Here is a 15,303-nt window from a genome sequence, read left to right on the forward strand (position 1 = left end):
GTAACCAGGAGCGTCTGGTTGCGCTCATTTTGCTAGACCTAGAGTGGTTTCGCCAGACCTAGAGCTGTGAGGACAGGGGCGAGTTTCGCTTCTGTCTCCGCTAGCTCTAGGTCTGGTTGCGAATCTGGCATAATGCCACCGCCTGCCACGACCTGCATCGCCTGCCCATCTGGGGTCAACTGTCCGCATCGCAACGCGATCGCGCATGCACCTGCCCCTCGCGCGTCCATCCACCCCACCGGCCCGGAATACCGGCCGCGCTCAGTTGACTCGTGTTTTACGATCAACTCGTATGCAGCTTGCGTTGGTGTGCCGCACACTGCGGCCGAAGGGTGGAGTGCACTGACCACATTCCACAACCCGACCGGCTGAGACACCCGCGCCGTACCAGTGTGTGGTCCAGCGCCTGCCAGTTCCGGCGCGTGTGCAGACCCGGCGCGTGATCCAGCGCCGGCCAGTTCCGGCGCGTGCTCAGACCCGGCGCGTGGTCCAGCGCCCGCCAGGGTAGTACCTGGGAGGGACGCCACCACGTCAGAGGCCAGGTGCGTAACATTCGGTAACTCTAAGAGGAACGGCACCTGGGGTGCGTGCACCTCACCGGCTACTTCCTGCAATGCGGCAACAACGGACTGGACGGCTAACCGGTGCTCCTCCCGATTCTTCCGAGAACGCATCAAAGCCGCGCCCTCACCCGGCGGGCACGTGCCAGCCAGAACGCGGGAGCGCACTTGCCTATCCCGTACACTCGCGAGCATTTCCGGGGAGGCACCCTGCAGGCCAGCGACTGCAAACACCCAGCACGTGGGGTACTGCTCCGCGAGCCGGTGAGCGAGGAAACGCGAATCAATATGGCTGCCAACTAGGTTAATATCACGCGCAAGCACAGCTTTTTCAGCCATACCACGCTTCAGGTCGGACACCAGGTTCTGCACCGCGGCCTGCCACTGCGTGGGCGTCATCTTCCCCGACTCTCGGCTAATCCCACTGGGCGCACACATAGGGGTCGGATCCATTCGTGGTGCGGTTGCTCCCGCTTCTGGCATGGCTGCTTCTGACGCTCGTGCGGCTGCATCAGTGCTACATGGGGCCGGATCCGCAGACCGCGAGGTGGAACTGCTTAGCGTAGCGTGGTTTTGAACAGCGCCGGAGGCGTCCACGTGGTGCGTTATCGACCATGCTTGGCCCGCATACTCTACGTACATGCGTTCTGGCACCACCGCGACGGCAGGCGTGTGTGGTCCGAACCCGCCGGAAATCAGCGTGAGAGGTAACTCCAGCCCCATTGCAGCTGTGAATGCCGCCAACCTTTCCGCATCAGAACGGGCAGCTGCATCTTGTGCCAGTTTGCGCCACGCTTGTCCAATTTTAGGTAGATGAGGTTGATGCCCCACCGAAGCAACCGGCGTGCCTGGACGAACCGGCCGCTCGGGCTCGCTTGCACGCGCAAGGTCAGATGCGGTTGGCTGCACCAGAGTCCGCACCGCAGCACCGTCGCTGATGAGTGCGAGTGCATACCCACTGCCCACAACCGTGGGTTGCGCCGCACCTGCGTAAGCGGGCCCCCGCCAAACCGAGAGGGTGGACGCATCGGCCTCACCTAGAACCTCATGAAAAGAACGAGGGGCAACGGTCTGGCACTGAACGGAAAACGAAATACTAGCCACGAGACCCTACTCTAATGGAAGCAAACGCGAAGACGTCTAATGGACGCGAACGGGAATGCGTCTAATGGACACCAGCGCGAGGACGTCTAAGGGACACCAGCGCGAGGACGTCTAATGGACGCCGGGGGAGACGCGAGAACTGGAATCCAGGGGGAGTGGCGAATGACCCGCGCGGGCACAAGACGCAAGTAACCCCGGGCGTGGCCCCAGCCCAAGTGGGTGAATGTGCACCCGAAGCTGACGGGCGTGCGCACGTTTCGACGCCATCGCGCTGAAAAGTGTAAGAATTGTGCCCATGAATGAAAAGATCAGTGCCGCAGACGTAGACCGCGCAAACCTAGACAAAAATCCCAGTGAAGTTGCGGGAATGTTCAACAAAGTCGCAAAACGATACGACGCCACCAACGCCGCCCTAAGCTTTGGAACGGTGTGGTACTGGCGCCACGAGCTAGTAAAAACTCTCGCCCCCAAAGCCGGACAAAAAGTGCTTGACCTCGCAGCGGGAACGGGACGCTCTACCGCGTCACTGGCAAAAACGGGTGCGGATGTGGTCGGCGCAGACCTGTCGGAAGGAATGCTAGACGTTGCTCGCAAAACGTACCCCGACCTCAAATTCGTACAGGCCAACGCCACCAACCTCCCGTTTGAAGACAACGCGTTCGACGCCGCCACCATTTCATTTGGACTGCGTAACATCGTCGACACGCGCGCTGCCCTCAAAGAAATGGCTCGCGTAGTTCGTCCCGGTGGCCGTCTTCTGGTATGCGAGTTCTCACACCCCCAAAATAAAGTTTTCAACGCCGCATACAGCACCTACAACCGATACGCACTCCCGCGAATCGCCCGCCTCGTCTCGTCCGACGACGTGGCGTACGACTACCTGACGGAATCGATCACCGATTGGCCCGACCAGGAATCCTTGAAACGCACCATCGGTGAATGCGGGTGGCGCAACGTGAAATACCGCAACCTAACCTTCGGGATAGTGGCCTTCCACACGGCGCTTGCATGGTAAAACACGCAAAGAATTTTGCGAAAAACATGCCAAGTTGTGGTGAAAAATAAATAAACAACACGAATGTGGCTTAAAGACGTTAGTCCCTTGCGAACCAGGCAGCCTACTATCCGGTAGAACAAGCGGATCATGACTACCTATAACCGAATAAAAGGCAAGTAGGTAGTGTGGAGTAGTGGCTGTGGGCCGTACCAAAGGTACACCCAGGCTTTAGGTAATGCGCCTGAGGGGCAACCATGATTGGAGGAACACCTGTTGGAGGCGAATGTGGCGGACGTGATTGACACCGACGTCCTCGTCGTAGGTGCCGGCCCCTCGGGGAGCGCAACCGCGTACTACTTAGCGCGCGCCGGTGTAGACGTCGCGCTAATAGAGAAATCAAAGTTCCCGCGCGACAAAATCTGCGGCGACGGGCTAACCCCCGCGGCCGTTGCTGAAGTGCACCTAATGGGCGTGGACACCACGGGGTGGACCCGCAACACGGGCCTGCACGTAATTGGCGGCGGACACTCCATTTACCTCCCGTGGCCAGAGCAGAAATCCACCCCGGACTTCGGCATGACCCGCACCCGCATGCAGCTAGACGAAGAGCTTGCTCGGCGTGCACAATCTGCGGGCGTACACCTGTATGAAGAACACGCGTTCGTGCGCGCCCTCGAAACTAAAACCGGGCGCGTGTGTGGAATCATCGCGCGCGTAGGGCGGGGCAAGCAGGCGCGCGAAGTCACGTTCCGCGCCAAAGCCGTGGTGGACGCCGGTGGGGTAGCCGCGCGCCTAGCAACCTCGCGCGGCATCGAAAAACTAGCGCACCGCCCACTGGGGGTAGCGGCCCGCGCCTACTTTAAAACCCCGCTTGGGGACGGCGACTGGATGGAGTCGCACCTAGAACTCTGGAGCGGCACACGCGGTGAATCCGAACTCCTCCCCGGGTACGGCTGGATCTTCCCCATGGGCAATGGGGTAGCAAACGTTGGGCTCGGCTCCGTGTCCTCAAACGCAAAAGCCACCACTTTGCCGTACCGCGACATCTTCCGCACCTGGACCGCGAACCTCCCCGAAGAATGGGAGCTGACGGAACAAAACCAGCAAGGACCACTGCGCAGCGCAGCTCTGCCCATGTCATTTAACCGAAAGCCGCATTACGAAAATGGCCTCGTAATCGTCGGTGACGCCGGTGGAATGGTCTCACCTTTTAACGGCGAAGGAATCGCCCCAGGAATGCGTGCTGGGCGATACGCCGCCGAATCAATTGTGTCCGCTCTGTCGCGCCGATCCGACGCCGGATTCGACCTCGCGATGGAAACGTATACGCAAGCGCTCGCGGAAGACTGGGGTGGCTACTATTCGCTCGGCCGCGTGTTCGTGCGCCTAATTGAGAATCCTAAAATTATGCGGTTGTGCACCAAATACGGTCTGCCCCGCCGCCGCCTCATGAAACTCGTACACAAGTTACTGTCCGACAGTTTCGAACGCAAAGGCGGCGACTTCGACGACCACCTGATTGCAACGCTCTCAAAGGTGGTGCCGAAAGTATGATCACACAGCAGCCGCACGCAGCCTACAATCTGCGTTTAATAGCGGGCATGCCTACACTGGCAGCAGAGTTCATGAACGAGCCGCAGGGCTCACCGAAAATTTCAAGCACGTATTGGAGAGGGGACGCGCAATGACCAATCCGTACATCCCGTTGCTAATAATGGCGGCGGCAGCGGTGGCTGTGGCGCTGGGAGGTTTGGGAGCCTCCGCGATTTTGGGGCCCACGGTCAAAAACAAAATCAAAACCGCTAACTACGAATGCGGTGTGGAACCCACCGAAGCGGAAGCAGACCACGGGCGTTTCCCCGTGAAGTACTACCTGGTGGCGATGACGTTCATCGTGTTCGACATTGAGGTCGTGTTCCTGTACCCGTGGGCGGTTTCGTTTGGAAAACTGGGTTTGTTTGGCCTGGTTGTAATGATGACGTTCCTACTATTAATCCTCGTGCCCTACGTCTATGAATGGCGCCGCGGCGGCCTGGACTGGACCTGATGGGAGGTATGACTAATGGGTCTTGAAGAAAGCTTGCCCGCTGGTGTCGGGCTGACGTCCATTGAGAAAGTACTGGGGCTTGCCCGTAAGCATTCCCAGTGGCCAGTAACCATGGGGCTTGCGTGCTGCGCTATTGAAATGATGGCAGCCGGTACCCCCCGGTTTGACATGTCCCGTTTTGGGCTTGAGGTGTTCCGCGCCTCGCCGCGTCACTCCGACTTGCTGATTGTGTCGGGGCGCGTATCCCACAAGATGGCGCCGATTGTGCGTCGCCTTTACGATTCGATGCCCGAACCCAAGTGGGTGATTTCAATGGGGGCATGCGCATCCAGTGGGGGCATGTTCAATAATTACGCGATTTTGCAAGGCTGCGACCACATCGTTCCAGTAGACGTGTACTTGCCTGGGTGCCCACCGCGGCCTGAAGCACTTATTAACGCGATCTTGGTGCTGCGCGAGCAGATCGGTAAGGAACCTCTGGGGGCGCACCGCGAAGAAATTGCGCGTAAGGCGGAGGCCGCAGCGCTCGCCGCCACCCCCACGCACGACATGAAGGGGCTGCTGGCATGAGTGAAAACATTCCATCAACCACAGGTGAGGGCGCAGTCCCAGAACCGCAGCAACCATCCGGACGGGCCCAGGCTCAACCGGAGCTGGTGGATATCCGCACCGGCCAGTGGGGAGTACACGGTAGTGGTGACACCACCGGGTTCGGTGGCTTAACCCGCGAAGTGCGCCTGCCCGGTGAGTCCGAACGCCCCTACGGCGGCTGGTTCGACACCGTTGTCGACGTGCTCGAAGAACTGATTACCGACGCGGGCGAGCAGGTTGCGGACGTGATTGAACGCGTCTCCATCTACCGCGACCAGATCACCATTTTCATTACCCGCGAGCACATCAAGCAGGTCTGTCAGTTCTTGCGTGACGATCAGGACCTGCGGTTCGAACTGTGCCTCGGCGTATCTGGCGTTAACTACCCGCATGACAAGGGGCGGGAACTGCACGCGGTGTACGCCCTCATGTCAGTTACGCACAATCGCATGCTGCGTCTAGAAGTCACGTGTCCGGAAGAGGACCCGCGCATCCCCTCGGTCGTTTCCGTCTATCCAGGTAACGACTGGCACGAACGAGAAACCTGGGACCTCATGGGAATTATTTTCACAGGACACCCCGGTTTAACCCGGACCGCGATGCCCGATGACTGGGTCGGACACCCGCAGCGGAAGGACTACCCGCTCGGTGGCGTACCCGTTGAATACAAGGGCGCTACGGTTCCCCCAGCGGACGTTAGGAGGTCTTACAACTAATGAAGGAAAAACCTGTTTTTCATGCTACGGCCTCCGCGTTGGACGTGGAGGAACTCCCCGAAGTTGTTGCCAACGGTGGGGACTGGGAAGACGTACTCGCAGAAATTGATGAGCTAAACAACGAACGCATCGTGCTGAACATGGGGCCAGTCCACCCCTCAACGCACGGTGTGCTGCGCGTAATCATCGAGCTAGACGGCGAAGTGGTGCGAGAAGCGCGCCTGAACACCGGGTATCTGCACACGGGTATCGAAAAGAACATGGAATACCGCACGTGGACCCAAGGCGTCACATTCTGCACGCGGATGGACTACGTTGCGCCGTTCATGAACGAAGCCGTGTACGTCAAAGCAGTGGAGGAACTGCTCGACATTGAAGACGACATTCCCGAGCGCGCCAAGTGGATCCGCGTCCTCATGATGGAACTGAACCGCATCGCCTCCCACGTGGTCGCGATCGGTACCGGTGGGAACGAACTGGGTGCCACCACGATGATGACCATTGCGTTCCGTGCGCGCGAAAATATTCTGCGCGTGTTCGAACGCGTCACCGGCCTGCGGATGAACCACGCGTATTTCCGTCCCGGTGGGGTAGCGCAGGATTTGCCTGAGGGCACCACTGATTACATCCGCGAACTGCTGCCGAGCGTGCGCAACGATATTGGGGAGCTGCAAGACCTGACGCTGCAGAACCCGATCTTCAAACTGCGTCACCAAAACGTGGGCTACATGTCTTTAGCGGCGCTCATGGCGCTCGGCACCACGGGCCCGGGTGTGCGCGCTGCCGGCCTGCCCCTGGACCTGCGGAAAATGCAGCCGTACTGGGGATACGACCAACTCGAGTTTGACGTGCCAGTACAGAACAAGTCTGACGCGTACAACCGCGTGCTCGTGCGTTTTGACGAGTGCTACCAGTCGCTGCGGATCATCAACCAGGTCCTCAAGAAACTCGACGCGACTGAGGGTGAACCGGTTATGGTTCAGGATCCGGCAATTAAATGGCCCGCACAACTATCTGTCGGAGCCGACGGTCAAGGCACGTCGTACGAACACATCCGCGAAATCATGGGCACGTCCATGGAATCGCTGATCCACCACTTCAAACTCGTAACTGAAGGCTTCAAGGTACCGGCCGGGCAGGTGTACTCCACGATTGAGCACGCCAAAGGGATTATCGGCTGCCACCTGGTATCCATGGGAGGCACCCGGCCGTGGCGTGCACACTTCCGCGACCCCTCCTACTCGAACCTGCAAGCCTTTGCCATGATGACTGAAGGAGGCCAGCTAGCGGACGTGGTTGTTGCAATGGCATCCATCGACCCGGTTCTAGGAGGTGTAGACCGCTAATGTTCGACGCTCAAACACAGGCGCGGTTAGAAGAAGAAGCAGCGCAGATCCTGTCTCGTTATCCCACGGGCCACGAACGCTCTGCCCTGTTGCCCCTGCTGCACCTCGTACAATCTGTAGACGGCTACGTTTCGGCAGACGGAATCACGTTCTGCGCGGAGCAGCTCGACATCACCAGAGCGGAAGTCTCCGCAGTCGCCACGTTCTACACGCAGTACAAACGCCACCCCAACGGTGACTTCAACGTGGGCGTGTGCACCAATGCGCTGTGCGCAGTGATGGGCGGCGACCAGATTTACGAGGCACTTGAAGGTCACCTCGGAGTGGGACATGACGAAACCACGGCCGATGGCAAAATCACCCTCGAACGTTTGGAATGCAACGCGGCGTGCGACTACGCGCCCGTGGTGATGGTCAACTGGGAGTTTTTCGACAACCAAACTCCCGAATCTGCGATCGCGCTGGTGGACGACATTACCGCAGGGAAAGACGTGCAGCCCACTCGCGGTCCCCACAAAGTGCGCACTTTCAAAGAAATCTCGCACCTACTAGCCGGTTTTGAAGACGGTCTAGTTGACGAGGGACCATCCGCTGGGGAAGCATCCCTGCGCGGCTTGAACATTGCCCAGCAGCACGAATGGGCCGCCCCGGTGCAAGCAGCTCCGGACGCAACTGGTGACGACGCACCCCCGCACGCAGGGGAACACGGTTCGTCAGCAGACCGCCCAGCGGTAACACCCGAAGATAAGGGAGGTAACGGACAGTGAGCGCCGTTAGTTTCAGTAAACCCGGTACCCTAACGCCGGTAGTTACGGAAGGATGGGGCGAAGACCGTTCCTGGACGCTCGAATCCTACCGTTCCCGCGGAGGATACTCGGGTCTGGAAAAAGCTATGCGCATGGAACCGAGTGACATCACAGAACTCGTGAAAAACTCCGGTTTACGCGGCCGTGGTGGCGCCGGGTTCCCCACGGGCCTCAAGTGGTCATTCCTCCCACCCGACGATGGGAAACCACGCTACCTCGTGGTCAACGCCGACGAATCCGAGCCCGGCACCTGCAAAGACATGCCGCTACTCATGGCGAACCCCCACGTCCTCATCGAAGGAATGGCGATCACCGCCCGCGCAATCCGCTGCGAACACGCATTCATCTACCTGCGTGGCGAAGTGGCGCACGTCTACCGTCGCCTGCTCGCCGCGGTGCGGGAAGCAGAAGAAGCTGGTTACCTGGGGGAGAACCTGGGGCCAAACAAAGACCAGACCCTGCGCATCACCGCGCACGCCGGGGCGGGCGCGTACATCTGCGGTGAAGAAACCGCGTTGCTCGACTCGCTCGAAGGCCGGCGCGGACACCCGCGGTTGAAACCACCTTTCCCCGCTGTCGCGGGCCTCTACGCCCGCCCCACCGTGGTGAACAACGTGGAATCAATCTCGCAAGTAGCGGGCATTTTCCGCCATGAAACCGGCTGGTTCAAGTCAATGGGCACAGAAAAATCCTCTGGCCACGGCCTGTTTTCCATCTCTGGACACGTGAACAACCCCGGCCAGTTCGAAGCCCCATTCGGGATCACGATGCGGCAACTACTAGAAATGGCAGGCGGAGTTCGCGACGGGCACAAACTCAAGTTCTGGACCCCCGGCGGGTCATCGACCCCACTGTTCACCGAAGAACACCTAGACGTGCCTTTGGACTACGAATCAGTGGTTGAAGCCGGCTCCATGCTCGCCACCCGCGCGCTGCAAGTATTTGACGAAACCACTTCCGTGGTTCGCGTCATCACCCGGTGGATCGAGTTCTACCAGCACGAATCGTGCGGTAAATGCACGCCGTGCCGCGAAGGTACGTACTGGATGAAGCAGATCATGCTGCGGCTAGAACAAGGCCAGGGCCAACCTGGTGACATTGACCTACTGTACGAAATCGCCGGAAACATCGCCGGCCGGTCTTTCTGCGCACTAGGGGACGCAGCCGCAACCCCGGTACGCAGCGGCATTGACCATTTCCGCGAAGAATTCGAAGCGGGCATGCACACGCCGGCGCGCGAAATGTTCCCGTACGAAGCATCCGCCGTCTTCAAACAGGGGGGAGTGCGATGAGTGAAGCACAAGAAATGGTGACGCTCACGATTGACGGCACCGAAGTTAGCGTGCCCAAAGGCACCCTGATTATCCGCGCCGCAGAACAAGCTGGGATCCGAATCCCCCGATTCTGCGACCACCCGCTACTAAAACCAGCGGGCGCATGCCGCCAATGCCTAGTGGAGGTCGCAGCCCCCGGGCGGGACGGCAAGATCTCCACCATGCCGAAACCACAAACCTCATGCACCATGACGGTTATGCCCGGCATGCAAGTAAAAACCCAACGCACGTCCGAAGTGGCGAAAAAAGCTCAGCACGGAATCATGGAGTTCCTGCTGATCAACCACCCACTGGATTGCCCGGTGTGCGACAAGGGTGGCGAATGCCCCCTGCAGAACCAAGCGATGACGGAAGGGCGCGAAGCCACCCGCTTCATCGACGCGAAACGCACATTCCCCAAACCCGTGCGGGTCACCTCGAACATCCTGCTGGACCGCGACCGCTGCATCCTTTGCCAGCGCTGCGTGCGGTTCGGCAAAGAAATCGCAGGGGACGCATTCATTGACCTGCAAGGCCGCGGCGGGGGCAGTTCCCCCACGGACGACCACTACTTCATGGGGGAGCAAGTTGGTGGTTTCGACACGCAAATCCTCGGTTACCACAACGAAGCCATCACCGATGGGGTCTTGCCTCCCGACCTGTCTGTATCCGGCCCGGAAGGTGACGCCGGTGTGGAAGCAGGTGTCGGCGCGGGCCCGCTTACGCAAGCGCAGCGGGACCAGTCGGACCGCCCGTTCGGCTCCTACTTCTCGGGTAACATCATCCAAATCTGCCCGGTCGGCGCACTCACGGCGGCGTCCTACCGGTTCCGCGGACGACCCTTCGACCTGGTGTCCACTCCGTCAATCACGGAGCACGACGCCTCGGGTTCGGCGATCCGCGTGGATATTCGCCGCGGCGAAATTGTTCGTCGCCTAGCCGGTAACGACCCGGAGGTGAACGAAGAGTGGATCACCGACAAAGACCGGTTCGCATTCGAATGGGCTACGGGCAGCGACCGGCTGCAAAGCCCGCTGGTGCGTGAAGATGGAAAACTGGTTCCCACGTCGTGGGGCGACGCACTGAACCGCGTTGCATCCGCTCTGAAGGATGCCAAAGCCGGGAACAACGTGCTGCTCCCAGGTGGGCGCCTGACCGTTGAAGACGCATACGCGTGGAGCAAGTTCGCGCGCGTCGCGGTGGGAACCAACCAGATTGACCAGCGCATGCGCAACACCAGCTTGGAAGAAACCCAGTTCCTCGGGGCGCGCGTAGCGGGCCGAGGCCTGGATGTGACCTACAAAGATCTAGAGAAGGCCGGGCGCGTCCTCCTGGTTGCACTTGAACCTGAGGACGAGATTGGCTCCGTGTTCTTACGCCTGCGCAAGGGCGTCCTCGCCGGGAAGACGCAGGTGACGACCGTTGCTCCGATGACCACTCCGGGAAGCCGCAAACTCGCAGCAAACGTGCTGCGTGCTGCTCCCGGAACAGAACCGGAAGTTGTTGCCGCGATCGACGGAGAGCTGGCGGACCAGCTGGCCTCGGGCATCATCCTGGTTGGTGAACGCGCCGCCACTGTGCCGGGGCTTTACACGCAGGTTGCAAAACTCGCTCAACGCACGGGCGCGCGGCTGGCGTGGATTCCACGTCGCGCCGGTGAACGCGGCGGCTTAGACGTAGGGCTCGTGGGTGGACTCCTCCCATTCGGCCGCAGCGTAGAAGACCCGGAAGCACGCGCCGACCTGTCGGCCGTGTGGGGTACCTCGGTGCCCGACGACACCGCCAAGTGCGCTGAAGGAATCGTGGCTGACGCCGCGCAAGAAGCGCGCGACGTAATCGTGCTCGGCGGGGTTGACCCCCGCGACGCAGCGGACCCACAAGCCCTGCGCACCGCAGTGCAGAAAGCGAAGTTCGTGGTCAGCCTGGAAGTGCGTCAGTCTGAACTAACTGAGATGGCGGACGTAGTCCTCCCGGTTGCACCCGCACCGGAAAAGAACGGGACCTACATTAACTGGGAGGGGCGCCTGCGTCCCTTCGGGCAAGTCCTATCTTCCCGGGCACTAACCGACCGCGAAGTCCTCAGCCGAATCGCAGAAGACATGGGCATCGACCTGGGCATTGCGACGCTGAAGGCAACGCATGCGGAAATGAACGAACTCATGAACTGGGACGGGAACCGCATGTCCGACCCGGACGTCCAGGCCGACCCCGTGGCCGCACCTGCAGCAAACGAAGCGGTGCTAGCCACGCACAAACCCATGCTCGACAGCGGACGCATGCAAGACAACGCCCCGACCCTCGCGGGAACCGGACGCAAACCGGTTGCCTACCTGTCGGCACAAACCGCGCAAAGCGTGGGCGTTACCGTAGACGAACCCGTCACGGTCGGTTCCGAACGAGGAACCATCACACTACCGGTCGCTATCGCGGACCTGCCGCAAAACGTCGTGTGGGTACCCGAATGCTCAGAAGGTAGCGTTGTACACGAAAACCTGGGGGCCCGCGCGGGCAGCGTGGTCTCGCTGGTAAAAGCGGAGGTGAAATAAGTGGCCCTGCTGGTACCGTTCGCACCGCCCACCACGGCGGCAGCGGACTTTAGTCAAGAAACGTGGTGGATCACCCTCATCAAGGCAATCTGCATAGTTTTGTTCTTGATCGTGTCCGTGATCATGGCACTGTGGGTAGAACGCCGCGGCCTCGGGCGCATGCAAACCCGCCCCGGCCCAAACGTTGCCGGCCCCCTCGGACTATTCCAAGCGTTTGCAGACGCCGGGAAGCTCCTGTTCAAAGAGGACATCTGGACCGACCGGGCAGAGAAGTTCATCTACTTCATCGCCCCGGCAATCTCCGCGTTCTCAGCGTTCATGGTGATGGCCGTGATCCCAATGGGGCCGAACGTGCACATCTTTGGCCGTTCAACCCCGCTACAGCTAGCGGACACCCCGATTTCCGTACTTTACATTCTTGCGATCGCCTCAATCGGTCTGTACGGCACCGTTCTGGGTGGCTGGTCAACCCGCTCGACACTACCTCTGCTCGGTTCCGTGCGTTCCGCAGCACAAGTGATTTCGTACGAGCTTTCAATGGGAATGTCACTCGTCTCGGTGTTTATTGTGGCGGGATCCATGTCCACGTCGCAGATTGTGGCGTCCCAATACCCAGTGTGGTGGGCCTTCGCCCTGCTTCCCGCGTTCGTGGTCTACGTCATTTCGATGGTCGGTGAGGTTAACCGCCTCCCGTTCGACCTGCCAGAAGCCGAAGGTGAACTGGTTGCCGGGCACATGACGGAATACTCATCCATGAAGTTCGGCTGGTACTACCTGTCCGAATACATCAACATGTTCAACGTCTCCGCCGTGGCAACCACAATCTTCCTCGGCGGGTGGCACGCCCCGTTCGGCTTAAGCTACGTCCCATTCATCGACTTCAATAGCGGCTGGTGGGGCTTCCTATGGTTCAACCTGAAGATGTGGACCATGTTCTTCTTCATGGTCTGGACTCGCGGTACCCTCTTGCGGTTCCGCTACGACCAGTTCATGCAGCTGGGATGGAAGATCCTTATTCCCGTCTCCATGGCCTGGCTCGTAATCGTCGCCGTAGTGCGCGGCGTACAGACCTGGGTGACCTCCTCCTACACCGTCCTCCTCGGCGGGGTTGCGGGAGTGTTCGTAATCGCCCTGATCATCTTGTGGATCACAGATAAACCCGAGGTGGAAACCCCACCGTCGGACGAACCATTGGATGCCTTCGCAGATGGTTACCCGGTACCTCCACTTCCGGGACAGCATTTACCACCGTCGCCACGCGCCGGTCGCGTGTCGGCCACGGCTAGTGGGAAAGAGACAGACAATGAGTGAGAAGAATCAAAAACACGGTGACGACGAAATGCGTTACGAACAAGATCCAAAAGGATTTTTCGGTTCGTTATTCGCACCCGTAGCGGGATACGGCGTGACCTTCACGTCGTTCTTCCGGCCCACAGTTACCGAACAGTATCCGTTTGAGGGCCCCTTCACAATGCCCCGGTTCCACGGCCGCCACCAGCTGAACCGCTACGCCGACGGCCTCGAAAAATGCATTGGATGCGAACTTTGCGCATGGGCTTGCCCTGCGGACGCAATCCTCGTGGAAGCCGGCGACAATAAACCCGGTGCGCAGTACTCTCCGGGTGAACGCTACGGCAGGGTCTACCAGGTGAACTATTCACGCTGTATCTTCTGCGGCCTGTGCATAGAAGCGTGCCCCACGCGAGCGCTCACCATGACCAACGACTTCGAACTGGCCGACTACACGCGCCGCGACCTCATTTTTGAAAAACAGCAGTTGCTCGCCCCCCTCGAAGAAGGAATGCTGAGTGCCCCCCACCCGATGGCGGAAGGTACCACGGACGACAACTACTATCGCGGTGAAGTAACCGGACCTCAGCAATCACAAGTGGACTGGGTGAAGAAACACCGGCCGCAAGACGCGACAATCGAATCGGCGCAAAGTGCAGTGACCGACCGCCAGCCGGCAACAAGCTCCGCGCAGGAGGCGAAGAAATGATGCTTACATCCGAAATGGCCACCGCGGCGGGCGCAACCATGGGCTCAACCGGTGAAGCCATCCTCTTTTGTGGCGTTGCGGTGGTAATGATCGCCGGTGGGCTAGGGGTCCTATTCTTCAAGAAAGCAGCGTACGCAGCGATCTCCATGGTGACCGTCATGGTGGGCCTGGCAGTCATCTACATCATGCAGTCCGCCCCCTTCCTTGGGATCGCACAAATCGTGGTGTACACGGGCGCAATCATGATGCTGTTCCTGTTCGTGCTCATGATGATCGGGATTCAAGCCTCCGACGAATACGCGCGTCAACGGCGCGGATACATAACCACCGCGGTGATCGCCGCGATTCTACTCGCTGTAGCGCTAGTGACCGCCGTAGTGTTCTCGAACCTCCCAGTCGCCCGCGGATTCGCAGAAGAAGCGGCGTCGGACCAACCGATTGAAGGGCTGGCCCAAACCCTGTTCGGTGGGCACTGGTTCTCAATGGAACTCGCGGCCGCCCTGCTGATTACTGCGGCGCTCGGCGCCGTGTTCCTAACGCACGCGGATCGGCTCACGCCGAAGCGGACCCAACGCCACGTTGTTGAAGCAAAAATGGCTGCCTACGCAGCTGAAGGTCGGCACATTGGCCAGCACACCGCACCCGGTGTATACGCTCGGACGAACGCGGCGGACATCGCGGCCCTGTCGGGCGAAACCGAACAGCCAGTTGAAGAATCTGTGCCGCGCGTACTGCGTGTACGCGGCCTAGACCGCGAACTATCCGCAGTGGACCCCAAGCTTGCCAGGCAGCTGGCGGAAGTGGCGCGCGGTGACTCCACGCAGTCGCTGCACGGAAAGGCAGCTAACGACCGGGTCGGTGCTTCGCAAGCGTGGGGCATGGCAGGTAAAGCAGCGCCCACCGGCCTGGAACAACAGGTCGCACCGACCGCTATCGAAGCGGGAGAATCCAAGAAAGAACTTGAGGAGGACGACCAATGAGCCTCGGTTACTACCTAGCGCTCGCGATAATCATTTTCTCCATCGGCACCGCCGTCGTGGTGGTGCGTAAGAGTGCGGTGATATCGCTCATGGGCGTGGAACTGATGCTGAACTCAGCTAACCTCACCCTCATAACTTTCGCCCGCATCCACGGGGACTACACGGGGCAAGTGATGGCATTCTTCGTGATGATCGTCGCCGCCGCCGAGGTTGTGGTCGGCTTAGCGATCATCGTCTCCATATTCCGTTCCCGTCGCACCACCTCGGTCGACGAAGTCAACCTACTGAAGAACTAGGG

Annotated in this window: 14 protein-coding genes; 13 read left to right on the top strand and 1 reads right to left on the bottom strand. The window is 59.9% G+C overall.

Translation table 11 applies throughout. The features are described from left to right. Positions 1-38 precede the first annotated feature (38 nt). Positions 39-1,664, bottom strand: coding sequence for an isochorismate synthase (locus QS713_RS03280; RefSeq protein ID WP_313272421.1), 1,626 nt, complete (start codon positions 1,662-1,664; stop codon positions 39-41). Between the two features lie 295 nt (positions 1,665-1,959). On the opposite strand from QS713_RS03280, the gene ubiE reads away from it, so the two are divergent. The 13 genes from ubiE (at position 1,960) to nuoK (ending at position 15,301) form a co-directional block, all read left to right on the top strand. Continuing rightward, positions 1,960-2,679 carry a bifunctional demethylmenaquinone methyltransferase/2-methoxy-6-polyprenyl-1,4-benzoquinol methylase UbiE gene (gene ubiE, locus QS713_RS03285; protein WP_313272422.1) on the top strand — a complete coding sequence of 240 codons (720 nt, stop codon included), beginning with the start codon at positions 1,960-1,962 and terminating at the stop codon, positions 2,677-2,679. A 255-nt stretch (positions 2,680-2,934) separates the two neighbouring features. Then, complete coding sequence (locus QS713_RS03290) at positions 2,935-4,215, top strand: geranylgeranyl reductase family protein (protein WP_313272424.1); 1,281 nt, start codon at positions 2,935-2,937, stop codon at positions 4,213-4,215. A 130-nt stretch (positions 4,216-4,345) separates the two neighbouring features. Next, on the top strand, positions 4,346-4,708 hold the full coding sequence (locus tag QS713_RS03295) for an NADH-quinone oxidoreductase subunit A (protein WP_102216282.1): 363 nt from the start codon (positions 4,346-4,348) through the stop codon (positions 4,706-4,708). Positions 4,709-4,723: 15 nt separating this feature from the next. Next, a complete protein-coding gene (locus QS713_RS03300; RefSeq protein ID WP_102216281.1) occupies positions 4,724-5,278 on the top strand; it encodes an NADH-quinone oxidoreductase subunit B in 555 nt (184 codons plus the stop codon). After that, positions 5,275-6,015 (top strand): NADH-quinone oxidoreductase subunit C, encoded by a 741-nt coding sequence (locus tag QS713_RS03305; protein WP_313272427.1) that lies wholly within the window; start codon positions 5,275-5,277, stop codon positions 6,013-6,015. The genes QS713_RS03300 and QS713_RS03305 overlap by 4 nt, the downstream gene beginning before the upstream one ends. Beyond that, a complete protein-coding gene (locus QS713_RS03310) occupies positions 6,015-7,361 on the top strand; it encodes an NADH-quinone oxidoreductase subunit D (protein WP_313272429.1) in 1,347 nt (448 codons plus the stop codon). Before QS713_RS03305 ends, QS713_RS03310 begins: the two co-directional genes overlap by 1 nt. Next, entirely contained in the window at positions 7,361-8,128 is a 768-nt protein-coding gene (gene nuoE, locus QS713_RS03315; protein ID WP_313272430.1) for an NADH-quinone oxidoreductase subunit NuoE, read from the top strand. Before QS713_RS03310 ends, nuoE begins: the two co-directional genes overlap by 1 nt. Next, positions 8,125-9,459, top strand: a complete 1,335-nt coding sequence (gene nuoF / locus QS713_RS03320) for an NADH-quinone oxidoreductase subunit NuoF (RefSeq protein WP_313272431.1) — start codon at positions 8,125-8,127, stop codon at positions 9,457-9,459. The genes nuoE and nuoF overlap by 4 nt, the downstream gene beginning before the upstream one ends. Beyond that, a complete protein-coding gene (locus QS713_RS03325) occupies positions 9,456-12,026 on the top strand; it encodes an NADH-quinone oxidoreductase subunit G (RefSeq protein WP_313272433.1) in 2,571 nt (856 codons plus the stop codon). Before nuoF ends, QS713_RS03325 begins: the two co-directional genes overlap by 4 nt. Then, on the top strand, positions 12,027-13,337 hold the full coding sequence (gene nuoH / locus QS713_RS03330) for an NADH-quinone oxidoreductase subunit NuoH (protein WP_199171058.1): 1,311 nt from the start codon (positions 12,027-12,029) through the stop codon (positions 13,335-13,337). It begins immediately after the preceding gene. After that, positions 13,330-14,025, top strand: a complete 696-nt coding sequence (nuoI, locus tag QS713_RS03335) for an NADH-quinone oxidoreductase subunit NuoI (protein ID WP_313272435.1) — start codon at positions 13,330-13,332, stop codon at positions 14,023-14,025. The genes nuoH and nuoI overlap by 8 nt, the downstream gene beginning before the upstream one ends. Next, entirely contained in the window at positions 14,022-15,005 is a 984-nt protein-coding gene (locus tag QS713_RS03340; RefSeq protein ID WP_313272437.1) for an NADH-quinone oxidoreductase subunit J, read from the top strand. The genes nuoI and QS713_RS03340 overlap by 4 nt, the downstream gene beginning before the upstream one ends. Beyond that, positions 15,002-15,301 carry an NADH-quinone oxidoreductase subunit NuoK gene (gene nuoK, locus QS713_RS03345; protein WP_102216274.1) on the top strand — a complete coding sequence of 100 codons (300 nt, stop codon included), beginning with the start codon at positions 15,002-15,004 and terminating at the stop codon, positions 15,299-15,301. Before QS713_RS03340 ends, nuoK begins: the two co-directional genes overlap by 4 nt. Positions 15,302-15,303: the final 2 nt, after the last annotated feature.

It is taken from the genome of Gleimia hominis (assembly GCF_032085515.1).
GTDB lineage: Bacteria > Actinomycetota > Actinomycetes > Actinomycetales > Actinomycetaceae > Gleimia > Gleimia hominis.

What these genes read in the sequence shown, in the direction of transcription:
- ubiE (WP_313272422.1), top strand. Translation starts at nt 1,960, where the DNA reads ATGAATGAAAAGATCAGTGCCGCAGACGTAGACCGCGCAAACCTAGAC.
- QS713_RS03295 (WP_102216282.1), top strand. Translation starts at nt 4,346, where the DNA reads ATGACCAATCCGTACATCCCGTTGCTAATAATGGCGGCGGCAGCGGTG.
- QS713_RS03300 (WP_102216281.1), top strand. Translation starts at nt 4,724, where the DNA reads ATGGGTCTTGAAGAAAGCTTGCCCGCTGGTGTCGGGCTGACGTCCATT.
- QS713_RS03305 (WP_313272427.1), top strand. Translation starts at nt 5,275, where the DNA reads ATGAGTGAAAACATTCCATCAACCACAGGTGAGGGCGCAGTCCCAGAA.
- QS713_RS03310 (WP_313272429.1), top strand. Translation starts at nt 6,015, where the DNA reads ATGAAGGAAAAACCTGTTTTTCATGCTACGGCCTCCGCGTTGGACGTG.
- nuoE (WP_313272430.1), top strand. Translation starts at nt 7,361, where the DNA reads ATGTTCGACGCTCAAACACAGGCGCGGTTAGAAGAAGAAGCAGCGCAG.
- QS713_RS03325 (WP_313272433.1), top strand. Translation starts at nt 9,456, where the DNA reads ATGAGTGAAGCACAAGAAATGGTGACGCTCACGATTGACGGCACCGAA.
- nuoI (WP_313272435.1), top strand. Translation starts at nt 13,330, where the DNA reads ATGAGTGAGAAGAATCAAAAACACGGTGACGACGAAATGCGTTACGAA.
- QS713_RS03340 (WP_313272437.1), top strand. Translation starts at nt 14,022, where the DNA reads ATGATGCTTACATCCGAAATGGCCACCGCGGCGGGCGCAACCATGGGC.
- nuoK (WP_102216274.1), top strand. Translation starts at nt 15,002, where the DNA reads ATGAGCCTCGGTTACTACCTAGCGCTCGCGATAATCATTTTCTCCATC.